This window comes from Acinetobacter endophylla, from assembly GCF_053543775.1.
On sequence record NZ_JBLVOM010000232.1, the window covers coordinates 95979 to 120520 of the forward strand.

The window sequence follows — 24542 nt, forward strand, 5'->3', positions numbered from 1 at the left end:
GAAATTGCAAAAAATTCGCCAACAAATCCATTATATTTTTTGCATTAGTTTTGTGAAAAACAGAAATGCTTTTTTCAGGCATCAATATGAAAAAAAGGCGCATTAAGCGCCTTTTTTATCGAAAGCTAAATTAGCCTTGTTGACGAGCTTGCTGCTCTTTCAATAAGTCTTCATAGCTTACAGTCGCATCAGTTACTTTAGCAGAAGCCAAAATGTAATCAACAACTTGGTCTTCTAGTACAACTGCTTCGATTTGAGCACGCTGTTGCGCATCGTTTTTGAAGTATTCGATCACTTCGTTTGGATCTTCGTAAGAAGAAGCCATATCTTCGATGTACGCTTCAACACGTGCAGCATCTACTTCGATTTTCGCATCAGCTAAAACACGGCTTACAAGTACGCCAAGTTTTACAGATTTTTCAGCTTGTTCTTTGAACAATTCGTCTGGAAGCATGCTTGAATCAAATGCTTTCGCACCTTGAGCACCAAACTGCTGTGTGAACTGCTGGATCATTTGTTGACGTTGACGGTCAATTTCTTGAGCAAGCATAGCAGCTGGAAGTTCAACTTCGTTTGCAGCTACAAGTGCATCGAAAGTCGCGCCTTTAACCTGGTTGCGAAGGCCATTCTTAACTTCACGTTCCATGTTTTTACGAACGTCAGCTTTTAACTTCTCAATGCCTTCTTCTTCAGATACACCGAAGATTTTCAGGAATTCAGCATCGATTTCTGGAAGTTTTTGTTTTTCAACAAGCTTCACAGTGATTTTGAATTGAGCTTGTTTACCAGCAAGGTTTTCAGCTTGGTAGTCTTCAGGGAAAGTTACATCAATCACTTTCTCTTCGCCTTTCTTCATACCAACGATACCGTCTTCGAAGCCAGGGATCATACGACCAGAACCAAGTACTAGTTTGAAGTCTTCTGCAGAACCGCCTTCAAATTTTTCGCCGTCGATTGAACCTTCAAAATCAAAAGTTACTTGCATGTCTTTTTTAGCCATGCCTTTTGTTTCAGCCCAAGAAGCGCGTTGTTTTTGAAGATTTTCAATCATCTTCTCAACATCTTTGTCATTCACTTCTGAAGCTTTGCGTTCAACTTCCAAGCCTTCGAATTTCACGTCAACTTCTGGATAAACTTCAACAGTCGCTTCATAAACTAAAGCGTCGTCTTTCATTTCAGTTTTTTCAATGTTCGGCATGCCTACGGCATTGATTTTTTCTTGCTGGATCGCTTCGAAAACTGTATCACGAATGATGTCGTTGACAACTTCTTGGTAGATACCAGCGCCGTATTCACGACGAACGACGTTTACAGGCACTTTACCTGGACGGAAGCCGTTGATCTTCGCAGTTTTAGCAGTGCGTTTTAAACGAGCTTCAAATTGCTCATTAATACGGCTCGTCGGTACAGAAACATTTAAACGACGGGCAACGCCCGAAACCGCTTCAGAAGTTACTTGCATGGCTTCCTCTATATATTTGGTAATAACAGGTTTATAAAAATGTGCCACATTATATGACAACATTTAAGGATATACAAAAAATACGCGCGAGTTCCAGTTTTTAAGTCTTTTTTATTCGAATTGCTACCCTTTCAAATATTCAGTCAACCCCACTTAAATGCAGAAAATGTATATTTTTTATTGCAAATGATAAGTACTATCATTAATATCCAGTTTCTTATTTGAGCAACAATACTAATTTATTCTTCGGTTCGGGAATTTGGTCATGCATAGTTTTAGTCTTCGTCCGCTTACATTGGCAATTTTTGGGGTCACAGCAACATCTGCTTTTGCAGAGACAAATAGCCCCTCCAACATCCCAACTACCACCTTATCTACCATTGTAGTTTCTGCATCGGGGTTTGAACAACAATTAAAAGATGCCCCTGCCTCAATTAGCGTGATCACTCAAGAAGATATTCAACGTAAGAATGCCACCAATATTGCTGACCTGTTGGTTGATGTCCCTGGAGTGGATGTGCGTAATGGCGTAGGCAAAACTGCAGGACTAAATGTTAGCATCCGTGGTATGAACGCTGATGATACCCTTATTTTGATTGATGGCCGTCGTCAAACCACTTCTACCGATGTTACCCCGAATGGTTTTGGTGAAGCAGCGACAGGCTTTATGCCCCCTCTTTCAGCCATTGAGCGTATTGAAGTCATTCGTGGACCTATGTCTACCCTCTACGGTTCAGATGCCATGGGTGGTGTGATTAATATCATTACCAAAAAAGTTTCAGACGAGTGGAATGGGAACGTTACTGTCAGTGGCAACGTTATGGAGCATGGTACTGAAGCAGATTCTTGGAAAACCAGCTTCTTGGTGAATGGTCCATTGGTCAATGATGTGCTTGGTCTGCAACTTCGCGGCAGTTATTATGACCGGGGTCAGTCTGAGCGTGTCGAAGGTTCAACTGGCCGTGATCCACGCCCGACCACCGCACATAATTATGATGTAGGCGGTAAACTTACATACAAAGTAGATGATCAAAATGCCTTGTGGCTTGACTCATTCTACAGCCATCAAAACTATAAGAATGAAGACAATCGTTTAGGTACTTTAGATACTGCAACAACAGCAAATGGTTATAAAGATAAATTGATTTTTGATCGTACCCAGTTTGCAATCGGGCATGATGGCGACTATAGCTTTGGTCAGTGGAATACTTATATCAGCCACTCAGAAACTGAAACCAAAGGTCGTACGATACCTTCAGCTGCATTACCCGTCGGAAATGCACAAATTGGTGCAGATCGTGTGTTAAAAAATACCGATTTAATTGCAGATAGCCATATTATTTCAACTTTAGGTGCGCATAAGCTCACTGTGGGTACGGAATACAAAGAGCAAACCAATAAAGATAATATCGCTCTGTATTCGACTGGTGTAGACGAATTCGATAAAAAATCCTGGTCAGTTTATGCTGAAGATGAATGGCGTCTTTTGGATAGTTTAAGTTTAACCTATGGCGGTCGTTTTGAAGACCACTCCGGTTTTGGCGGTCATTTTAGTCCACGTGCCTATCTAGTCTGGAATACCAATGACATGCTGACTGTGAAAGGTGGCGTAAGTACAGGTTATAAAGCACCTTCTGCGAAAGCCCTTTATGACGGCGTTGTTGGCCTCAGTGGACAGGGACAAAACCTGACATTTGGTAATCCGGACTTAAAGCCTGAAACCTCAACCAACTATGAATTAGGTTTTAATTTACAGCCGACAGATGATATCAATTTCACGGCAACCGGTTTTTACAACCAGATTAAAGATGCAATTGTTTCAGAGAATCTTCCTGTATCCGCTGAATGCTTGACTGCAAGCTCATGTTCAACCAGCGTGAATGCGAATAAGGCCAAAGTTTATGGTGCAGAAGCAACTTTGCAATACAGCATTTTGCCTGAATGGGATATGAAAGCTGCCTATACCTATACCAGAAGTGAAATTACGAATGGAGAAAACGAAGGCACTTATTACAATAACCAGCCACGTAATGCGCTTAACCTGACTTCAACATGGCATCTGGTGCCTGCTGTAGACCTATGGTTACAGTACGAATATAAATCTGATCGTCAACGCTTCCTGACTACGCCAACAGCACCTGCTTCAGGTTTAGGCTCAAGCGACTATGAAGAATATAAATTATTTGGTGACAAGTTAGCGGGCTATAGCGTATTCAACCTCGGTGCAAGTTATACCGTCAGTGATCAATTACGTCTGAATATGGCTGTGAACAACCTGCTGGACAAAGATTTTACCGAAGGTGCAAAATCATATGAATATTTAGACAACCGTGGTCGTCTACAAACTGCTACTGGTTATAAATATTTAGATATTGGTTCTAGTACAACAGGTACTTATATTCCAGGCCGTAACTACTGGTTATCTGTTTCATACGACTTCTAATATAAAAGTCATGATTCAAAACCCTGCTTCGGCAGGGTTTTTTATCACTCAATGAGTACTCCATGAAACCTCCCTAATTTGTGCCCTTTTATAAACATCATTATTCTCAATAAAAAGCCAGCAATCCGCTTTCTTTATCAATACTAAATAAAATCAAAAACTTAAATACTTATTGTTATATCATTACATTTAAAATCTCATTTAATATTTTCTTAAAGATCATGAATTCCTATGACAAAAGGATAAAAATAAAAACAAGAATCATTATTATTCGCATACATTTTTAGCATTCATTTATTAGGTTTAACATGACCTTCATTAAAACACGTAAAAAAATCGTTTCTTCTGCAATTGTTTCATCTTTATCAATGGTAGCTGCATCTGCGATGGCAGAAGAACAGGTGATCCAGTTAGAGACGATTCATCAAGAAGTCAAAGCTGAACAAACACCCAGCTTAAAAGTAGATCAATCTGCGAATAGCAAATTTGTTGCGCCTTTACTCGATACCCCAAAGTCAGTTTCAGTGATTTCAAAACAGCTGATTGCAGATACACAAGTGACGACTTTAGCTGATGCACTGCGTACAGTTCCGGGGATTACCTTGGGCGCAGGTGAAGGTGGTAACCCAAACGGTGACCGTCCTTTTATTCGGGGTTATAATTCTGAAAGTTCCATGTATGTAGACGGCGTACGCAACGCCACTTCACAGAACCGTGAAATGTTTGCTGTCGAACAGGTTGAAGTCACCAAAGGTTCTGCATCTGCTATGGGCGGTGCAGGAACGACTGGTGGTAGTATCAACATGATTTCTAAAGTTGCTAAAGCGGGTGACTTTCTAGAAGGTTCTGTCGCGGGTGGTACTGACAACTATCAACGCATAACCTTGGATGGCAATAAAGATTTTGGAAATGGTATAGCAGCACGTGTGGCCGTGATGGGTCACCATAATGAAAAAGCTGGCCAGAAAAATGGTGCCGAATATAAACGTGCCGGTATTGCACCGAGTATTGTATTTGGTCTGGACACCCCTACCCGCGCGACTTTAAGTTATTACTATTTAAAATCGGATGACACGCCGGATTCAGGTGTTCCTTATAAGTATGATGCGGCAAAAAAAGCCACCATCGGTAAACCTGTTGATGTAAAACAGGGCATTTATTATGGTTTATTAAGTCGTGATTTCCAGAAACAGGAAAATCAGATCGGCACCATTAAACTGGAACACGATTTAACGGATAACCTGACCCTGAGTAATACAGCGGTATATAGCACTGCCAAAAATGACTACTTATGGACCCAGCCAGATGACTCCAAAGGTAACGTGCTAAATGATAAAGTCTGGCGTCGTATAAACTCACGTATTACTGATACCAACATCTTTACCGACCAGCTTGCTTTGACAGGTAAGTTTAATACAGGTGCATTCAAGCATAGCTTTAATATAGGTGCAGAGTACTCAGATCAAAAATCTGACAAAGGTAACTACTTAACAAGTTATCCAGGCTATCCAGGTACCACCACAGGTGGTTTCAACAGCGACTGTGCTATCAACGATGCATGGTGTACATCATTAACTAATCCAGACTCACGTAATCAATGGTTGGGCTCTTCCGCAGCCAACAAAAATCTCACGACAACCACGACCGAGACTACATCTGTCTATCTCTTAGATAATATCGAGTTTAGCCCGCAATGGTTATTAGATTTGGGTTTACGTTGGGATAAATTTGATACCAAGCAAACCACAAATGCGACTGGCGACTCTATTGAAAATAATACCGACTTCCTGACCTATCAGGCTGGATTAATCTTTAAACCTGTTGAAAATGGTTCTATCTATGCAAGTTATGCGACTTCTGCCAATCCGGTCGGTGTAGATGGCGGGGATGGTTCAGAAGCAATTGGCCAAGCCTATATGGAATTAGATCCTGAAGAGAGCCGTACCTTTGAAATCGGCACAAAGTGGGATGTGTTAAATGAAAGACTGAGTTTAACCGCTGCCGTGTTCCGTACTGAAAAACAAAATACACGGATTCAACTGGATGCTGCTACATATACCAATGGCGGCGAAACCCAAGTAGACGGTCTTGAGCTGGGCGTAAATGGCCAAATTACAGATAAATGGGCTGTATCTGCTGGTTATACTTATCTCGACAGTGAAACTGTGAACCCGGGCCCATCCTGTAACCGTCAAGGGGTATGTACACCTGACAACCCTGCCAAAGGTAAGCAAATGCAGAATGTACCTAAAAATTCTGCAACCCTGTGGACTACCTATGCTGTAACACCTGCTTTAACTTTAGGTGCAGGTGCTGTTGCAATGGATAAAGTTTATGGTGATGCAGCCAATACCAAGTGGGTTCCAGGTTATGTCCGTTATGATGCTATGGCGCGTTATAACGTGAATGAAAATGTTGATTTGCAATTAAACGTCAATAACCTGTCTGATGAACGTTACTTCACCAAAGCTTATGCCTCTCACTATGCCACTGAAGCAGAAGGCCGTAGTGCAGTGTTAGCAGTCAACTTTAAATATTAATTCAATATAACCGCATAGCCTCCTGATGGGGGCTATGTTATTTTTAAAATACGATTATTCAGGGGTTTCTCGTGCTGCATCATATTCCAAATGTACTGAGCAAAGAACAGGTGCAATATTTCCGTGAGGAGATGAATAAGATTGAGTGGGTCAACGGCAAAGTTACCGCGGGTACACTCTCTGCAACGGTGAAACAGAATCAGCAACTGCCTGAAGATCATTCCCTGACCCAGCATTTAAGCACAATCATTCTTGAGTCTCTGGGACAGCATGCTTTATTTTTATCAGCGGCGATTCCACTGGATATTATTCCTCCCCTGTTTAACCGCTATGAAAATAATGAATCTTTCGGCTTTCATGTCGACAATTCGATTCGTCGTATTCGCGGCAGCAATGAACGCCTTAGAACGGATTTATCCTGTACGGTTTTCTTGAGTGAGCCGGAAGAATATGTCGGTGGTGAACTGGTGGTTGAAGACACTTACGGTTATCACGAAGTAAAATTGCCTGCCGGCGATATGATTTTGTATCCATCGACCAGCTTGCATGAAGTCACGCCAATCACTGCCGGTTGTCGAATTGCTTCATTTTTTTGGGTACAAAGCATGATCCGTGATGATGCAGAGCGGCATATGCTGTTTAATCTGGATCAGAGTATTCAAAACCTGAGAATGCAGCTGGGCGATCAGCATGCAGAGGTCATGAAACTGACCAATCTGTATCATAATTTAATGCGTAAATGGGCTGAACTTTAAAAGATGCCCTGACGTCAATGATCTTTGAAAATCATTGGATTTATTTTTTATTAAAATATACTGCGTTATGGCACTATTGAACGTAATAAATAACGAATTATGCCCAAATAGAGAAAATATAAAATACAATATTTAAAATAAGTGAAAATATTTCTCACCACTTGAACTTTATAAGAAAATCTTTATTACCATACGACTAAAATCCATAAAAATAGCAAAAACTTTTCGGGATAAGTGGATTAAACTTTAAATTATAAGTAAGGCATTTAGTGCATTTGGTGAAGCTAAACCACCAATATTTAGACCATATTTCAGGTTTGAACCAGACTGTCACTAAAACCCAATGAATAGACAAAATCTATGCCGCTGACCCACGCACCGCTTTAACCAAGATTACGGTACCCAAGTTAGCATAAGGAGCTCTCTCATGATGTTGGCTGATCCAAGTAAAAAATACCGTCGCATGTATCAACGTGTGGACTTACCAGACCGTCAATGGCCGAACAATGAAATCAACAAAGCGCCAATCTGGATGAGTACCGACCTGCGTGACGGTAACCAAGCGATCTTTGAGCCAATGAACATGGAGCAGAAATTCAAGATGTTCCAGATGTTGGTGAAAATCGGTTTCAAACATATTGAAATCGGCTTCCCGTCAGCATCTCAAATTGACTTCGATTTCACCCGTAAATTGATTGAAGAAGGTCATATTCCAGATGACGTTTATATCGAGGTCTTGGTTCAGGCACGTGATCATTTGATTCAGCGTACCTTTGAATCTTTACAAGGTGCGAAACGTGCCATTGTACATATCTATAACTCTAACTCGCCGACATTCCGCAATAAAGTCTTGAATGTTGATGTTGAGGGTGCAAAACAGTTAGCCATTAATGCTGCACAAAAAGTGAAAGAATATGCCGCAAAACAGCCGGAAACTGAATTCGTATTTCAGTACAGCCCTGAATGTTTTACTGCAACCGAATTAGAAGTCGCGAAAGATGTCTGCGATGCCGTCACTGAAATCTGGGAAGCATCTCCAGAGAATAAAGTGATCTTAAACTTACCTGCAACGGTAGAAGTTTCAGGTCCACACATCTATGCCGATCAAATCGAATGGATGCACCGTAACATTCAGCGTCGTGATGGCGTGATCATTTCAGTTCACTGCCACAACGACCGCGGCTGTGGTATTGCCGCTTCAGAATTGGCAATTATGGCTGGTGCTGACCGGGTCGAAGGTTGTGTATTTGGTAATGGCGAACGTACCGGTAACGTCGACGTGGCTGCGATTGCCTTGAACATGTATACCCAAGGTGTAGCACCAAACTTGGACTTCTCCAACATCAATGAAATCATTGCGACTGTGGAAGAATGTACCGGTTTACCTGTGCACCCGCGTCATCCATATGCCGGTGATTTGGTGTTTACTGCATTCTCGGGTTCGCATCAGGATGCGATCAAAAAAGGTTTCGAGTTCCAGAAAAACGAAGAAATCTGGGATATGCCGTACTTGCCAATCGACCCGAAAGATTTGGGTCGTGACTATGACGCAGTGATCCGTGTCAATTCACAGTCAGGTAAAGGTGGTATTGCTTACTTGTTAGAATCGAACTACAACGTGATCTTGCCGCGTCGTTTACAGATTGAATTCTCTCAGATCGTACAAAAACGTACCGATGAGCAAGGCACTGAAATCAGTGCGACTGAAATCTGGAAGTTGTTCAAAGAAACTTATGTGGATGCTAAAAACGTTCACTATTTTGCGAAAAACTATAAATTGTCGGATGACAATGGCAATCAGGTGATTGAGCTTGATCTTGAAATTGATGGCCAGTCACGTCGTGTTCGTGGTGAAGGCAATGGTCCAATTTCTGCGATTTTGGATGCACTTCAGTTGCCGATTGACGTGGTGAACTATGAAGAGCGCAGCATCAGTTCAGGTGCTCATGCCAAAGCCTTGGCCTTGATCGAACTTCAAGTGAAAGGTACTGGTAAATCTGCCTTTGGTGCCGGGGTACATGACAACATCGTGACCTCTTCCATCGAAGCAATTATTGCCTCGACCAACCGTCTGATTGATCAGGGTGTTTTAAGCACTGATCAGGTGATTGCTGCTGCGGTCTAAACGGCTGTATTAGAATTAGCAATAATTCATAGCACTAAAATGACTTTAGAAGGATACCGGCAAATGGTATCCTTTTATTATTCATACTAAAGATTTAAGGCGAATCCTCCCCGTGTCTTTTCCAGCTGACTCAGTGGGCATTGTTGTCCCACAAAAGTTCCAATTTGAAGAGCCGTTAGAGCTTGAATGCGGTCGCATCCTCCCACGTTTTGAACTGATGGTTGAAACTTATGGCGAACTCAATGCCGATAAGTCCAATGCCATTCTGATTTGTCATGCCCTTTCCGGTCATCACCATGCCGCAGGCTATCATCATGCAGATGATAAAAAAGCCGGCTGGTGGGATTCATGTATTGGCCCCGGCAAAGCCATTGATACTTCAAAATTCTTTGTGGTTTCACTGAATAATATTGGTGGCTGTAGCGGTTCTACCGGCCCGATCTCGCCAAACCCTGAAAATGATAACCGTCCTTATGGCCCTGATTTTCCACTGGTTACGGTCCGCGACTGGGTCAAAACCCAGGCCCTGCTCTCTGATCGTTTAGGGATTGATACCTGGGATGCCATCATTGGCGGTTCACTGGGTGGTATGCAGGCATTGCAATGGTCAGTGGATTATCCAAACCGTTTAAGAAAATGCGTGATTATTGCCAGCGCTCCAAAGCTTTCTGCACAGAATATTGCCTTTAACGAAGTGGCACGTCAGTCGATTTTGTCAGACCCGGATTTCCATAATGGTCGTTATCTGGAAAATGACAGCTATCCAAAACGTGGTCTGATTCTGGCGCGTATGGTCGGTCATATTACTTACCTGTCCGAAGAAGCCATGAAACAGAAATTTGGCCGCGATTTGAAATCAGGCAAATTTATGTATGGTTTCGATGTCGAATTCCAGGTCGAAAGCTATCTGCGTTATCAGGGTGAGCAGTTCAGCCGTAACTTCGATGCCAATACCTATCTGATCATGACCAAAGCGCTGGATTACTTTGATCCGTCGCGTGAATATGAACAGTCGCTTAAAAAAGCCATGGCCAATACCCAGTGCAAATTCCTGGTGGTGTCATTCACGACTGACTGGCGTTTTACTCCTGCCCGCTCACAGGAAATCGTGGATGCTTTAATTAGCAACCATAAACCTGTGAGCTATCTGGATATTGATGCCGAACAGGGTCATGACTCTTTCCTGTTCCCTATTCCGCTCTATGTAAAATCTTTGCGTGCATTCCTGGGTGGTGAAGAACACCTGAAAGCAACACCAAAGGAGGCCGTATAATGCGTATCGATCAACAACTCGCTGAAAAGTGGATCAAGCCCGGTTCTAGCGTACTCGACCTCGGGTGTGGCGACGGTGAACTGCTGGCACAAATGAGTAAAAAGCACGATATTCGTGCATACGGATTAGAAATTGATCAGGAAAAGATTGCAATTGCGGTCAGTCGCGGGTTAAATATCATCCAGCAGGACTTAAACCTCGGTTTAAGCCGTTTTGCCGACCAGTCTTTTGACAATGTGGTCATGGCACAAGCTTTGCAGGCTGTAGATGCACCTGACGTATTATTGCGTGATATGGTGCGTGTGGGGAAACAGGCCATTATTACCTTTCCGAACTTTGCACATTGGAAGACCCGGTCTTTCTTGGCAATCAAAGGGAGAATGCCGGTTTCTGAAGCCTTGCCGTATATGTGGTATAACACCCCGAATATCCACTTATGTACATTTCGTGATTTTGAAGCACTTTGTGCGGAAAATAATATCAAAATTATTAATCGACTCGCTGTGAACGGGAATCAAGAAGATAGTTTGCTAAGCAAGCATCTCCCTAATCTATTTGGTGAAGTCGCAATTTATCGAGTGAGCGCGCTATGAAAAAATTATTATTAAGTACGACGCTACTGGCGGGACTTTTTGGCATGCAAGCCCATGCAGATTATGTTGCACCGAGTCCTTCTATTGCCAGTCAAGCGGCTCAGTATTCCATCATGGATATCAATAGTCTGACCAAAGCGGCGAAAGCCGGTCAGGCTGGTGCACAGTTTTATCTGGCCACCAAATACCAGTATGGTAAAGATATACAAAAAGATGAACGACAGGCCTTTGCCTGGTATAAAGCTGCTGCGGATCAAGGTCTGGCAGTTGCACAGCTGAATGTAGGCCGTATGCTGGCAGATGGTATTGGCACCAGAAAAGATGAAGCGCTGGCACGTCAGTATTTTGAAAAAGCAGCTAGCCGTGGCGATAACCGTGCCAGCTTTAACCTGGCAATGATGGAAGAGAAAAAGAAAAACTATATGGGTGCTTACCAGTGGTATGAACTGTCTACCCGTGATGGCATGCTCGACAATAAAGTGATTACCCTTTCTGAAGGCAAGAAAACAGCATTGGCGGCCAACTTGACCCAGGAACAGATCCGTCAGGCGCGTGACCGTGCCGACAGATGGATTCAGGCACAATAAAGCTGAATGGTATAAATAGCACCTTCGGGTGCTTTTTTATTGCCTACAAACCCGCAATGGCAGTTAAAATAGCACGATTGATATTTAGAGAATGAGTGACACATGGCTTCTACAGATTGGTTATCCCAAGGCACACTGGTATTGGCAAGTAATAACAAAGGTAAAATTGCCGAGTTTGAGAAAATGTTTGCGGAACTGCAACTGCCGGTAGATGTGATTCCTCAAGGTCAACTGAATATCGAAGATGCCATCGAAGATGGCTTAAGCTTTGTTGAAAATGCCATTATCAAGGCACGCCACGCGGCTAAAATCTCAGGTAAACCGGCGATTGCCGATGACTCAGGCATTTGTGTGCCAGTTCTTGGCGGAGCTCCTGGGATCTACTCAGCACGTTATGCCGGTGAACATGGCAATGATGCCGCCAATAATGAAAAACTGCTGGCCAATCTCAAACCCTTACGCCAAGAAGGTGAAGCGATCGAGGGTATGTTTGTTTGTGTACTGGCACTGGTCCAACATGCCGAAGATCCCTTACCACAAGTCTTTCAGGGTATCTGGCACGGGAAAATTCTGGAAGCTGTGCGTGGTGAAAATGGTTTTGGCTATGACCCGTTGTTCTGGTTACCGGAACTCGGAATTTCCAGTGCAGAAATGAGCAAGGAAGAAAAGAATAAAATCAGTCATCGTGGACAGGCGATGCAGCTGTTTAAGAAGAGTTTGGCGAAGTAAGTTTTTGATCTCCTCCCTTTAGTAAAAGGGAGGTTGGGAGGGATTATTCACCTCTCCCCTTGCGAAACAGCGTTTCTCATCTCCTAAAAGTAGAGGGAATCTATAGCGTAGGCATCAACGCATGCACGATTACCCCATATAAGGCAATCAAGATCGCGCTGGCCAAAGTTCCCGAAGCAATATATTTGGCGGAATGGCCTGTTCCCTGATAATGGGTTTCCAGTGCCACAATATTGGCTGCAGGCGGCAATAAAAAGAACATCAGCAGTACCGCATAGGTCAGCGTCTGCTGCGGAATAGGTAAATAATAATAAGCGGCAACACACAGCAAAACCGCAAACAGCCCTCTATAAAAAATCAGTTGCAGACTGCGCATTAAATCAAAGCTGCTGATCCGCACATTGCTCAGCCACATTCCCAGCACACACATGCCACTAAAAGTCACCAGCACTTTATTGGCCTGATACAGCCTCTCTACCCAAGCGACTTGCTGCCACTGACTCAAATCCCAAAATGACAATAAGGCTGCCACTGACAGTGCCACCACTGGTGGTGAGAGCAGTACATTTTTTAAAATATAGCTGCTATCTTGTCTGGCTTCACTGACTGCCATCACCGCACAGACATTGCCAAACAAAGAACCACCGATGTACAGCGCCACCACAGTACTGGTCGCTTGCGGGCCAAAAACTGCCAGTGCAAAAGGAATTCCCAGCCATGCCCCATTTAAATAACTCAGGCATAAGGCACGTAGTTTATTTTTCAAGGTGAAATAAAATAGGGCAAAGAACAGACAGGAACAGAAAAAGCTGAAGGCAATCAGCCACAAACTGCCCTCTTGGTAAAACACCATGTTGTAGATAATCAGTACTGGAATCAGTACTCGGGCCAATAAAGACGCCAAGAGAGGTCGAACTGGTTTTAAATATTGCACCCCCCAATAACCGATCAGAAAAGACAGGAGGGGAAGAATTAAGGCCATGACAATACTGCTGAGATTTCCATATCAAGCTGTATGCTAGCACAGCTTAGTTTTTCTCAAATGATAGAATTTTTGATCTGAGTGATTCATACCCTGCTACTGTTTCGGCAAACTGTCATCAAAGCGTCACCGCGCTGTCATACAAGCCTGCTGAGATAGGTGCATGAAATATAGAGGATAAAATAATGGCAGGATTATCAATTTGGCATGTGCTGATTTTTGCAATTGTGGTGATTTTATTGTTCGGTACATCAAAACTTAAAAATCTGGGTAAAGACGTCGGCGGCGCGATTAAAGACTTTAAAAAATCAGTCAAAGATGAAGAGGCAGAACAAGCTCAGCTTGCAGAGCCACGCACCATTGATGCTCAGGTCAAAACTCCTGAACATTCGGTTAAAAGTTAAGAGTTCGCTATGCTCAATATTGGAATGACCGAGCTGCTGATTTTCGGGATTATTTCGCTTTTGGTTCTTGGGCCAGATAAGCTTCCGGAAGCAGTACGTTTTGTCGGAACATGGTACGGCAAGATCAAGCGTATGGTGAGCAATGTTCAGAATGATCTTGATCGTGAATTGCGCCTGTCTGAGCTACGTGAACAGATGCAGGCTGAAATGCAGCGGATTCAGGAACTGGAGGCCAAGATGCAGGCACAAGTGGCTAATTTGCAGCAGCCGATTGTAAGCGATGAAGTAAAAATAAAATCGCAAGCTGTCCAGCCCTTGCTCAGCTATCAGCCGGTGATACAGCCTGTATCACCCGTGTATTTACCCAAGCCTACAGCAATTCAAACCGTGATTTCCGAACAACGCTATACAGAAATGAAGGTGGCCGTATGACATCCTTGCCGACCACACCAGCCTCCAATGATGCTGCAGCACTGAACCTCGAACAGATGCCGATTACCCAGCATTTGATCATCTTAAGAAAGCATCTGTTTAAAGTGGTTGCTGTCCTGATTGGCCTGTTTTTCTGCTTATTGCCCTTTGCCAATCAGACTTACCAGTGGTTGTCTGAACCCTTACGGGCACAGCTACCTGCCAGCTCAACCATGATTGCCACAGATGTCACTGCAACCTTCATGGCACCTTTTAAGCTGAACTTCTTTGTCGCGCTGATGATCGCGATGCCGTTTATCCTGTATCAGCTCTGGACCTTTATTAAGCCTGCGCTGTATGCCAAAGAAAAGAGCCTGGCCTTGCCACTTTTGATCGGCAGTATCGTGCTGTTTTATACTGGCATCAGCTTTGCATACTTTGTGGCATTGCCCTCAATTCTGCATTTTTTTATCAGTGTTTCGCCTGAAACCGTAGCCCCGATGACCGACATCAACAGTTATCTCAGCTTCTGTTTAAAACTGTTTCTGGTCTTTGGTTTTACCTTTGAAATCCCGATTATTACCCTAGTTCTGATCTTGATTGGCGCAGTTTCAACACAAACCCTGGTCGAGAAACGGCGCTTTATTATTGTCGGCTGTTTCTTTGTAGCAATGTTCGTGACCCCACCGGATGCCCTGTCGATGATCATGCTGGCTGTCCCGATGTGGCTGCTGTTTGAACTGGGTTTGTTGGCAGGAAAACTGATTGAAAAGCGTCGTTTAACCGATCAATAATAACAAGAATCCAAAAACAAAAAGAATCGTATTTAACTCAGGCAGCCTTGGCTGTCTTTTTGTTTAAATTTACACCAATATATTGATTTATTTAACTTTATTGAAATATAGACTTAACCATTTTGTCATACTTTAGGTCTAATTTGTTCATAACTTTATAACCAAGCCTTTTTTGCTAGGAACTAAAAATGACATACCAAACACCCTATCATGAAGATCAAGAGCTAGATAATAACAACTCAAATAACATGCACTTTCGTGATATTTTAGAGCAGCGTATTTCTCGTCGTAGCTTAATTAAAAAAACAGCTAGTGGCGCTGCAGCATTGGCTTTGGCTTCTAGCCTGACCGCATGTAGCGATGACGATGATAATGCAAATATTGGGGATGATGAGAACAAACCAACTCCTCCAGCGGACAACAATGTACGTCCAGAAAAATTAAGCTTTAGCCCGGTGAAGAAAAACCTGGATGACTGGGTTACTGTTCCTGAAGGCTATACAGCCACTGTCCTCTATGCAATGGGTGACTCGATTCATCCACTTTACCCAGACTGGAATGATAGCGAGGTTCCATCGGGTCCAAGCTTTCAATTCCGTGCGGGTGACTGCCATGATGGTATGAGCTATTTTGGTTTAAGCACTAAAACTGGCCGTTATGAGGAAAATGCATCTGAGCATGGCCTGCTGGTGATGAACCATGAATACATCAATCAAACTTTTTTACACCCTAAGGGTGCAACTAAAGTAGATGGTCGCCGTCCAGAAGATGAAGTCATTCGTGAAGTGAATGCACATGGTGTTTCAATTGTGCATGTTAAGAAAAATACAGAGTCTCAGGCTGTTGAAATTGTAAAATCATCTCCCTTTAACCGCCGTATTACGGCTTCAACAGTGATGGATTTTGCTGGGCCGGTAACGACCTCTCCATTAATCCACACAGCTTTCTCTCCTAACGGTCGTCAAACTCGCGGTACACAAAATAACTGTGGTAATGGCTATACACCATGGGGTACATATTTAACTGCCGAAGAAAATTTTATTGGTTATTTCCAACGTTCAGGAACAGACCAGTATGCAGCACGCACTGAAGCTGAAAAAATAGCACTTAAACGTTATGGCTTAGGTTTAGAGATTTCTTATCAAACTGAAAAAAATGCCGACGGTACAGTTAAACGTGATGAGAAAGGCAGCATCATTTATATTAAAGATGCCTTTGGTGAAAAAATCCCTGAACTGGATGACCAAGGCCGCACTATTTATTTAGATAAATCTTCTCGTTATGCCTGGGAAACAGCGCCAGCAAGTCTTGAATCACAAGATATGTATGACCGTTGGTCAGCGGACGTTACTAAGGCGTCAGCAAGTCAAGACTATCGTAATGCACCGAATACCTTTGGCTGGATTGTAGAGATTAATCCATTTGATAGTCGCTCAAACCCAGTAAAACGTACAGCTTTAGGTCGTTTTGCGCATGAAGACTGTCGTGCTAGCCGTGCCGTTGAAGGTCAACAGTTTGCCTTCTACATGGGCGATGACTCACGTGGTGAATACATTTACAAATTTGTCTCTGATGCAAAATGGGATCCAAAAGATATCAATACCGGCTACCGTGCTGGTGACAAATATATGAATAACGGTAAGTTCTATGTGGCCAAGTTCAATGCAGATGGAACTGGTCAATGGATTGAACTTGCTCATGGTAAAAACGGTTTAACTGCACAAAATGCAGTATATCCATTTAGCTCTGATGCAGATGTATTAACTTTTGCACGTTTAGCAGGCGATGCCGTTGGTGCAACGAAGATGGACCGCCCTGAATGGGTAGCTGTTAACCCAGAGAATGGTGAGGTCTACGTTACCCTGACCAATAACAGTAACCGTGGCAATAACTCGGCACAACCTGTTGATGCTGCCAACCCACGTAATTACTCAGATCCTGAAGGCGGTAAAGGTAATGTGAATGGCCATATTATTCGCTTTAAAGAGGAAAATACCGCATCAGAAAGCTTTGAATGGGATATCTACTTGTTCGGTGCTGAAGCATCGATGGATGCCAATATCAACCTGTCTGGCTTAAATGATAATAATGATCTGTCTTCACCAGATGGTATGTGGTTTGACCCTCGCGGTGTACTCTGGATTCAGACTGATGACGGCGCTTATACAGATGTAACCAACTGTATGATGCTGGCAGCATTACCTGGACAAGTTGGTGATGGTGGTGTAGTAACAACCTCTAATGGTCAAGCAACAATTGCTGGTGCCAAAGTGACCGATGAAAATCTACGTCGCTTCCTGACCGGTCCAGTAGAGTGTGAAATCACTGGTGTCACCATGACACCGGACTACAAAGCAATTTTCATCAACGTACAACATCCGGGTGAAGATTCTAAAAAATTTGATGCTCCAACCAGTAACTGGCCTGCCAGCCAAACAGATCGTTCGAACAAGACAGCACGTCCACGTTCAGCAACTGTTGTGATTACGCGTAATGATGGAGGCACCATTGCTAGCTAAGTAATTTTTTGTCTAACTTCAAAAATTTAGATAATTTTTTAAAATGCCGACATCTGTCGGCATTTTTTTATTCCATTATTTTTGCAGAGCAATGATTTTCTCAATGGTATGACCTGCGGTTGCACCTTGTTGTGACTTTTCAATCCAGTGCCATTGTTGAGGCTGCATTCTCAAAAAATTGGAACAGCGCGTGCCATAGGCTGGGCTTTGAATAAATGTCGAAGACAGCAGATGTTCCATTTCAATCGAAATCCCTGTTTCGGGTAGTAGTTCAGGAATCACTTTACGTTCATCTTCCAGAATATCCCACACGGCATAACAGAGATCCGACTCAGGTATATCGGGATGCTGCATCATGGGCAGGAATTCCTGGGTAAAGCGCTTGCGTAAGTGACGGGTCTTTTCCCAATGCTCAGTCAGCAAACCATTGGATACCACATATACACCGTGCGCCAACACTTGCGCTGCTTCACCACGGTTGCTCATATAGACCGCCTGCTCTCGATCACCGACAAACAGGTTAAAGCCTGCATAGTCACATTGCTTTTTTTCCAGTTCCTGGGCAAACCGAATTGGTGTTAATTCAGCTTCAAGAAAATCCTGAAGAATATGACCGCGTGAAGTCGGATAAGACTTTTGGTCCTGCCCATCTCTAAAATTGGTAATCACCGCCCATCTTCCTGCCGCCGTCACTCCCATCCAGGTGCCGCCTGACTGCAGATCCTGTCCGGCAATAATCGGACTATTTTCCCATTCATGCAGTGCCTGTGTAGGCCGCTGATAGAATTCATCCCGGTTCGAAATCAGACATAACGGGGCCTGATCTAGAACCCGCCACGCCAATGCCACGATACACATAATTTACGCTCTCGATCTTTACACATTGAATGTACAACATTTTTCTTTGCTTTAAGCTAAAATCTGTGCAAAACAGAATCACAAGGAACAGGAATGCTAACCTATCCCAATATTGATCCCGTCGCGATTTCGCTCGGGCCCTTACAAGTCCACTGGTATGGACTGATGTACTTACTGGCATTTTTATTTGCCTGGGGATTGGCGACGTTTCGCGCCAAACAACGTGGCTGGACACCGGATATGGTGTCTGACCTGATTTTCTTCGGTGCACTCGGTGTGATCATTGGTGGCCGTGTCGGTTATGTCTTCTTCTACGGTTTTTCCCAGTTCCTGGCCGATCCTTTATGGCTGTTCCAGATCTGGACCGGCGGTATGAGTTTCCACGGCGGTTTCCTCGGGGTCATTCTGGCCATGTTGTGGTGGTGTAAGAAATATAAGATGACCTGGTTCCAGACTCTGGATTTTATCGCACCTTGCGTACCGACAGGCTTGATGTTTGGCCGAATTGGTAACTTTATTGGTGGCGAACTGTATGGCCGTCAGGTCACCGACCCAAACTTTGCCTGGGGCATGATCTTTCCGACCGATCCCCTGCAACTGGTGCGTCATCCATCTCAACTCTATCAGGCGCTGTGTGAAGGCCTGATCCTGTTTATTGTCTTATGGTGGTTCAGTTCCAAGCCTCGTCCACGTATGGCAGTTTCTGCGCTGTTCCTGATCGGTTATGGCCTGGCACGTTTTGTGGTTGAATTCTTCCGTGAGCCGGACAATGGTCAGCTGTTTATTGGCTGGATGAGCAAAGGACAATTCCTGAGCCTGCCAATGATCCTGATTGGCTTGTGGATGATGTGGTATGCCTACCATAAGAAAATATATGATTGGGGTTCAAACAAAAATAGCTAAGAAAATCGCGTAATTTAGCGAGGCAAAGGCCTCGCTTTTTTATACTCAAAATATGCTAAAGTGCCGATTATCTCTTCTATTCTTTCATTATTATGCTTGAGTTCTGGTTTAATCCGCAGGTATCTGTTCTCAAAAAACTGTTGATCTTTATTGTGATTGCAGCGACAGCTGCAGGCTTGTACTGGATGGAACCACTGCCCTTAGATTCGATTTTGATGTTTGTCGGTACCGGCATCATTTTTCTGATTTGTCGTTACTGCAAAATCCACTTTGCCAGCAAAAACCCGACCGGTTTGCTGTATAGATTACTGACCTGGATTCCAATTGCCTTATTGATTGCTTTAGTTTTTATGAATATGCAACAGGGCGAAATCCTGATTCCGGGTGCACAAGGCATTGCATTTATGGCACTGGCGATTTGCCTATTTTCACCATTGTCGCTGCTCAATCAAAACAAATCAGATTCGGGTTCACCCCATGCTTGAATTTTGGTATTCCGAACGCTGTAGCCGTCAAATCAAACTCATCGTCATCATCGCGACCTGTATTTTGATTTATACAGCATCAACTGTAGCCCAGTTAGATCCAGTATTTGTTGGGGTGAGTTTAGTGATTGGAATTGTCATGCATTTACTGCACCATTTCCGTCTGAAAATTTCGAAATCCAATCCCTATGCAAATGGCTTTAGCGCCTTGAGCCGGGTCATTCCCATCATTGCCTTAATTACCCTGTTTGGCTATTTGCCCGAACAGCGCCAGCAATGGGGTAAATTTGCCTTGGGTCTGCAATGTCTTGGCTTTGCCGCGATTGGATTATTTATCGTTTCAATCTATGAAAGCCGTGCGAAGCGTTTTGAGGACTGATCACTTCGCAGTGTTTTCTTAGAAGTAAGTTTCCAGACGATAATAACTATAAGTCACGTTTTTATTGCGATAAACCGCATGATCTCGCTGTTTAAAATCCGATACCCAGGCACTACCTGAATAAGCCGCGATATGTCCATATTTATGGCCCTGAGTACGGTCAATAATATAGATATCGCCTTTTTTCGGCCGATCAAAAGAAGCATTAATTTTCTTATAGCCCAGCTGCATCAGGGTACTTCCCCAATCTGCCGCTGCGACCGGATGATTCACAATTTTCGCACCCGAGGATTGCAGACCGACACGAATACTGCGCGCACATTTCTGTGTACTGGTATTTCGGGTAATGCCTTGCAGATAACTGGTAAATTTCTCGATATTGATACGATGGCCATTGCTTACGCCTGAAGCGTTACGGACAGTAGCTTGCTGGGATGACTTTTTAGGTCTTTGCTCCGATTGGGAACGCACCATGATATTCGCTTGGACAGGAGCATGTACTTCGCTCATGTTTACTTGATGATCATAGATCATGCCTTACCAACCGCTCCTCGCCTGTAATTTAGGCTTTCATATTGTTAACAAGCCGAGAATACTAGTCGTTTAAATGTTATCTTTCACATTAAAAATGTAAATAAATTTGTCTATTTTTGCGGCATTCAAATTAAGCCGTTCTTTCTAATACAGTTACAAAACCCATCATCTTTGCAAAAAAAATGTAAAGCAAAGCCAATTCCAATGCCTTGCAAAGCTTTTTCAGCCTGAAATACGCAAAATGAGTCCTTATCTTTTTCTACTCAAACGTGTGGATTTAATCTGTAGCTCGGCCATTTTCAGATAACATTTCACCACATGATTACATCATTTTGAGCTTTACCGCCTGTATTACACTGATGCGGCATTTTTAAACCTTGAACTAAACTTTAAATATTGAACTAAACAGAGAAGAAAAATGAGTCAGACTTTAAGTACCGTTTCAAATTTTAATTTAGAACAATATTTAAGTACCTGGTATGACATTGCACACTTGCCGATGAAGCACCAACCTGAAGACAGCACCGATATTTCTGCTGTCTATAGCTTGAATGAAAATGGCAAGGTTCGGGTTCAGAACCGTTGTCTGGATGGTTATGGCAAACTGGATGAAGCCATTGCTGAAGCGACCATTATCGATGCAGAACATGCCAAGCTTGAAGTCAGCTTTTTACCTGAAGGCCTGCGTTGGATTCCGTTCACCAAGGGTGATTACTGGGTATTAAAAATCGATCCAGATTATCAGACCGCGCTTGTAGGCGAACCGAATAAAGAATATTTATGGCTACTGCATCGCGGTACCAGTCTGGATGAAACCATTCAACGCGAATATTTAAGTTATGCAGAATCCTTGGGATATGATCTGTCTGATCTGATTCATACAGTTCATACGGGCAATAAAACCGCTTAAGTCTTTTTAGCAATGAGCACCCTTTTTGGGTGCTTTTTTACATTTAATGCAATATCAGAAATATTAGAAAAAAATGTTATGATGCATTCAATTCAATTTGCCCAGCTCAACAGAAAACGGCTTTATCTGAGATAGACTTTTTTTTCTGAAAAAAGGTAATTTAAACAAATTTTTAAGAGAGACCTATGCGCCAATATCTTGACCTTTTACAACATATCCTCGACAACGGCGGCGATAAAGGCGACCGTACCGGCACAGGGACACGTTCGGTATTTGGTCATCAGATGCGCTTTGATCTTTCCCAAGGTTTTCCTTTACTCACCACCAAAAAAGTTCATTTCCGTTCTATCGTGATTGAACTGTTGTGGTTCCTGAAAGGCGATACCAATGTTCAGTATTTAAAAGACAATAAAGTCTCGATTTGGGACGAATGGGCGACCGCAGAACAGACTGCGCGTTTTGGCCGTCCTGAAGGCGAATTAGGCCCAGTGTATGGTCACCAATGGCGTAATTTTGGTGCCAGTAAAAATGCAGACAATAGCTATAACCAGGACGGTTTTGACCAGATCAAATGGTTGATCAATGAAATTAAAACCAATCCAAATTCGCGCCGTCTGATTGTATCGGGCTGGAACCCGAATGAAGCGGGTCAGGTCGCATTACCACCTTGCCATACCCTGTTCCAGTTCTTTGTGCACAATGGCAAATTGTCTTGTCAGTTGTACCAGCGCAGTGCCGATGTATTTTTGGGTGTACCATTTAATATTGCCAGCTATGCTTTGTTGACGCATATGATCGCGCAAGTCTGTGATCTGGAGGTCGGTGACTTTGTCTGGACTGGTGGCGATACTCATTTGTACAGCAACCATTTTCAACAGGCACAGTTACAGCTCAGCCGTGAGCCATTAGGCCTCTGTCAATTAAAACTAAATCCGGAGATCAAAGACCTGTTCGATTTCAAATTTGAAGATATCGAAATTGTCGGTTATGAATCTCATCCAGGAATTAAAGCCCCTGTCGCTGTTTAATTTTCTTTATTATAAAATTCCCTCTCCTCCTCGGAGAGGGCTAGGGAGAGGCCTTTTACCACGCGTGAATCGCCAACTCCTTTCAAAATATATTCCCGGCCCTAAAGCGTGAAGGCAATCAAGATAAATTGTGAACCTCTCCTTCGTACCAGTAAAAAATTACACGAAGGGCTTTGGGTTTGATGAGAAGGATCAATACATGTCATTTCAAGATTTAGAAGTTGTACACGTCGTCGCCATCGATCAGCAGCGTTGTATCGGCAAGGGCAATGACCTACCTTGGCATATCTCTGCCGACCTGAAACACTTCAAGGAAATTACCCAAGGCGGTGTGGTGGTGATGGGTCGCAAGACACTAGAGTCGATGGGACGTAATCTACCTAAACGGGTGAACTGGGTCATTACTCGTGATCCAAACTGGGCATTTGCAGGTACCAAAGTCGCTTATAGCATTGAAGATGCACTGAGCCAAGCCGTGGCAGATGTGAAAGCTTCAGAAAAGCCTGAAACCATTTTCATCATTGGTGGCGGTGAAATCTTTAAACAGACCATGGAGATCACAGACCGTCTAGAACTGACGCATGTCGAACTGGATGTACAGGGCGATGCCTATTATCCAGCGATTCCAGCAGAATTTAAAAAAGTCGCTGCCGAGCAACATATCGACGACAAAACCGGCATTGCTTTTGAGTTCGCAACCTACAGAAAATAAAACCTATTTCTCATGAAAAAGTGATGATGCAGGGACGCGAATACATCTCCAGACATTGGAGTCTGTGGCTACTGGGCAGCCTGTTTACTTTATTCGTCCTTCTGTCGAGCCTGTGGTTCAGCCTGATGCTCTGGGTTCATCAACCCCTCGGAAAAATCGGCAGCTTGATGCTGATTGGACTCTGGCTGACCTTTGCGCTGGTCGTTCTCGGGATTTATTTCACCCGGCATCTGATCTCCCGCCAAGTGGATAGCGTTCTTTATCTTCTGGCCTTTTTATTCTGTCTGCTGGGATATTTCAGTCTGGAAGCGCGTCAGGATCGAGAGTGGAATCCTGAGGGTTCCCAGCTTCTGCATTATGAGCAGCAAGGCGATCAGGTTACCTTACACAATATCCGCAACTTTGACTGGCAGGCCGATGGTCGCTATATCGAACGCTGGGAAAGCCGCAGTTTTGATCTGAATCAGATTACTGGCGTGAACATCATTACTTCCTACTGGATGGGGCCTAAAATTGCCCATACCCTGGTCAGCTTCGATTTTGCCAATCAAAAGCCACTCACCTTCTCGATTGAAATTCGCAAGGAAAAGAATGAAGAGTTTTCAGCGATTGGTGGCTTTTTCCGAAAATATGAACTGAGTCTGGTCGCATCGGATGAAAAGGATATTGTCTATACCCGTAGCAATGTCCGTGGTGAACAGGTCTATTTTTTCCCAGTCAAAATGCCGCAAGCTCAGGCTAAAGCGCTATTCAAGGAATATCTGCGTCAGGCCGATGAACTGGCCCAAAAGCCAAAATGGTACAATACCCTGACCAGTAATTGCACCACACTAGTCTTTGATATGGTTCAGGCGATATCGCAACAACAGCTACCCTCAGATTACCGGTTGCTTGCCTCCGGCTATTTACCGAATTATCTCTATGATCTTAAAGTACTGGAACAGTCTTGGGATATGCACACCTGGTATCAACGGGCACATGTCAATCCACGGGTAGAACGCACCGCTAATCTCTCCAGTCAGGACTATTCACGCCTGATCCGGCAGGGCCTACCAAAACCCGACATGCAATAACTGTGTAGCAAATCCACTTCAATAAAGATACAAAATCAACTGG

At 43.5% G+C, this 24542-nt stretch carries 23 protein-coding genes; 19 read left to right on the plus strand and 4 right to left on the minus strand.

Annotated elements, in window-relative coordinates:
* Positions 1 to 130: 130 nt before the first annotated feature.
* Positions 131 to 1462 carry a trigger factor gene (gene tig / locus ACNPNW_RS06985; RefSeq protein WP_086044917.1) on the minus strand — a complete coding sequence of 444 codons (1332 nt, stop codon included), beginning with the start codon at positions 1460 to 1462 and terminating at the stop codon, positions 131 to 133.
* Between the two features lie 265 nt (positions 1463 to 1727).
* Between tig and ACNPNW_RS06990 the strand changes: the two genes are divergently transcribed.
* From ACNPNW_RS06990 to rdgB, 8 genes are all read left to right on the plus strand, one after another.
* Positions 1728 to 3905, plus strand: coding sequence for a TonB-dependent receptor domain-containing protein (locus ACNPNW_RS06990; RefSeq protein WP_005103165.1), 2178 nt, complete (start codon positions 1728 to 1730; stop codon positions 3903 to 3905).
* A gap of 308 nt (positions 3906 to 4213) precedes the next feature.
* Positions 4214 to 6445: a TonB-dependent receptor gene (locus ACNPNW_RS06995; protein ID WP_005103163.1), complete on the plus strand. Its 2232-nt coding sequence runs from the start codon at positions 4214 to 4216 to the stop codon at positions 6443 to 6445.
* 71 nt (positions 6446 to 6516) lie between these two features.
* Positions 6517 to 7200: a Fe2+-dependent dioxygenase gene (locus tag ACNPNW_RS07000; protein WP_005103162.1), complete on the plus strand. Its 684-nt coding sequence runs from the start codon at positions 6517 to 6519 to the stop codon at positions 7198 to 7200.
* Between the two features lie 427 nt (positions 7201 to 7627).
* Positions 7628 to 9325: a 2-isopropylmalate synthase gene (gene leuA, locus ACNPNW_RS07005; RefSeq protein WP_420937467.1), complete on the plus strand. Its 1698-nt coding sequence runs from the start codon at positions 7628 to 7630 to the stop codon at positions 9323 to 9325.
* 112 nt (positions 9326 to 9437) lie between these two features.
* Positions 9438 to 10598, plus strand: coding sequence for a homoserine O-succinyltransferase MetX (metX, locus tag ACNPNW_RS07010; protein ID WP_071852261.1), 1161 nt, complete (start codon positions 9438 to 9440; stop codon positions 10596 to 10598).
* Positions 10598 to 11191 carry a methionine biosynthesis protein MetW gene (gene metW, locus ACNPNW_RS07015; RefSeq protein WP_004278415.1) on the plus strand — a complete coding sequence of 198 codons (594 nt, stop codon included), beginning with the start codon at positions 10598 to 10600 and terminating at the stop codon, positions 11189 to 11191. The genes metX and metW overlap by 1 nt, the downstream gene beginning before the upstream one ends.
* Positions 11188 to 11778 carry a tetratricopeptide repeat protein gene (locus ACNPNW_RS07020; protein ID WP_044111888.1) on the plus strand — a complete coding sequence of 197 codons (591 nt, stop codon included), beginning with the start codon at positions 11188 to 11190 and terminating at the stop codon, positions 11776 to 11778. The genes metW and ACNPNW_RS07020 overlap by 4 nt, the downstream gene beginning before the upstream one ends.
* A 102-nt stretch (positions 11779 to 11880) precedes the next feature.
* Positions 11881 to 12507: an RdgB/HAM1 family non-canonical purine NTP pyrophosphatase gene (gene rdgB / locus ACNPNW_RS07025; protein WP_180037951.1), complete on the plus strand. Its 627-nt coding sequence runs from the start codon at positions 11881 to 11883 to the stop codon at positions 12505 to 12507.
* Between the two features lie 100 nt (positions 12508 to 12607).
* On the opposite strand, the gene ACNPNW_RS07030 is transcribed toward rdgB, so the two are convergent.
* Entirely contained in the window at positions 12608 to 13489 is an 882-nt protein-coding gene (locus ACNPNW_RS07030; protein WP_420937468.1) for an AEC family transporter, read from the minus strand.
* Between the two features lie 185 nt (positions 13490 to 13674).
* Between ACNPNW_RS07030 and tatA the strand changes: the two genes are divergently transcribed.
* The 4 genes from tatA (at position 13675) to ACNPNW_RS07050 (ending at position 17617) form a co-directional block, all read left to right on the plus strand.
* Positions 13675 to 13893 (plus strand): Sec-independent protein translocase subunit TatA, encoded by a 219-nt coding sequence (gene tatA / locus ACNPNW_RS07035; RefSeq protein WP_005245949.1) that lies wholly within the window; start codon positions 13675 to 13677, stop codon positions 13891 to 13893.
* A gap of 9 nt (positions 13894 to 13902) precedes the next feature.
* Entirely contained in the window at positions 13903 to 14325 is a 423-nt protein-coding gene (tatB, locus tag ACNPNW_RS07040; RefSeq protein WP_005245947.1) for a Sec-independent protein translocase protein TatB, read from the plus strand.
* Positions 14322 to 15098 (plus strand): twin-arginine translocase subunit TatC, encoded by a 777-nt coding sequence (gene tatC / locus ACNPNW_RS07045; RefSeq protein WP_420937469.1) that lies wholly within the window; start codon positions 14322 to 14324, stop codon positions 15096 to 15098. The genes tatB and tatC overlap by 4 nt, the downstream gene beginning before the upstream one ends.
* Positions 15099 to 15286: 188 nt before the next feature.
* A complete protein-coding gene (locus tag ACNPNW_RS07050) occupies positions 15287 to 17617 on the plus strand; it encodes a PhoX family protein (protein WP_448766809.1) in 2331 nt (776 codons plus the stop codon).
* Between the two features lie 75 nt (positions 17618 to 17692).
* Here the strand turns inward: ACNPNW_RS07050 and ACNPNW_RS07055 are convergent, their stop codons facing one another.
* Positions 17693 to 18475 (minus strand): NRDE family protein, encoded by a 783-nt coding sequence (locus ACNPNW_RS07055; RefSeq protein ID WP_005103148.1) that lies wholly within the window; start codon positions 18473 to 18475, stop codon positions 17693 to 17695.
* A 93-nt stretch (positions 18476 to 18568) separates the two neighbouring features.
* Here ACNPNW_RS07055 and lgt point away from each other — a divergent pair, with 93 nt between their 5' ends.
* The 3 genes from lgt (at position 18569) to ACNPNW_RS07070 (ending at position 20242) form a co-directional block, all read left to right on the plus strand.
* Positions 18569 to 19378 (plus strand): prolipoprotein diacylglyceryl transferase, encoded by an 810-nt coding sequence (gene lgt / locus ACNPNW_RS07060; protein WP_005103147.1) that lies wholly within the window; start codon positions 18569 to 18571, stop codon positions 19376 to 19378.
* A gap of 92 nt (positions 19379 to 19470) precedes the next feature.
* Positions 19471 to 19863 (plus strand): hypothetical protein, encoded by a 393-nt coding sequence (locus tag ACNPNW_RS07065; RefSeq protein WP_005250664.1) that lies wholly within the window; start codon positions 19471 to 19473, stop codon positions 19861 to 19863.
* Positions 19856 to 20242 carry a hypothetical protein gene (locus tag ACNPNW_RS07070; RefSeq protein ID WP_086044124.1) on the plus strand — a complete coding sequence of 129 codons (387 nt, stop codon included), beginning with the start codon at positions 19856 to 19858 and terminating at the stop codon, positions 20240 to 20242. The genes ACNPNW_RS07065 and ACNPNW_RS07070 overlap by 8 nt, the downstream gene beginning before the upstream one ends.
* Before the next feature lie 18 nt (positions 20243 to 20260).
* On the opposite strand, the gene ACNPNW_RS07075 is transcribed toward ACNPNW_RS07070, so the two are convergent.
* Positions 20261 to 20776 carry a hypothetical protein gene (locus ACNPNW_RS07075; protein WP_004729511.1) on the minus strand — a complete coding sequence of 172 codons (516 nt, stop codon included), beginning with the start codon at positions 20774 to 20776 and terminating at the stop codon, positions 20261 to 20263.
* A gap of 418 nt (positions 20777 to 21194) precedes the next feature.
* Here ACNPNW_RS07075 and ACNPNW_RS07080 point away from each other — a divergent pair, with 418 nt between their 5' ends.
* The 4 genes from ACNPNW_RS07080 (at position 21195) to ACNPNW_RS07095 (ending at position 24499) form a co-directional block, all read left to right on the plus strand.
* Positions 21195 to 21686, plus strand: coding sequence for a lipocalin family protein (locus ACNPNW_RS07080; protein ID WP_086044125.1), 492 nt, complete (start codon positions 21195 to 21197; stop codon positions 21684 to 21686).
* 185 nt (positions 21687 to 21871) lie between these two features.
* Positions 21872 to 22714, plus strand: coding sequence for a thymidylate synthase (gene thyA, locus ACNPNW_RS07085; RefSeq protein ID WP_086044126.1), 843 nt, complete (start codon positions 21872 to 21874; stop codon positions 22712 to 22714).
* A gap of 199 nt (positions 22715 to 22913) precedes the next feature.
* Positions 22914 to 23426: a dihydrofolate reductase gene (locus ACNPNW_RS07090; RefSeq protein WP_086044127.1), complete on the plus strand. Its 513-nt coding sequence runs from the start codon at positions 22914 to 22916 to the stop codon at positions 23424 to 23426.
* A 23-nt stretch (positions 23427 to 23449) separates the two neighbouring features.
* The gene (locus ACNPNW_RS07095; protein WP_420937470.1) at positions 23450 to 24499 is read left to right on the plus strand and encodes a DUF4105 domain-containing protein; all 1050 of its coding nucleotides are present in this window, start codon (positions 23450 to 23452) and stop codon (positions 24497 to 24499) included.
* Positions 24500 to 24542: the final 43 nt, after the last annotated feature.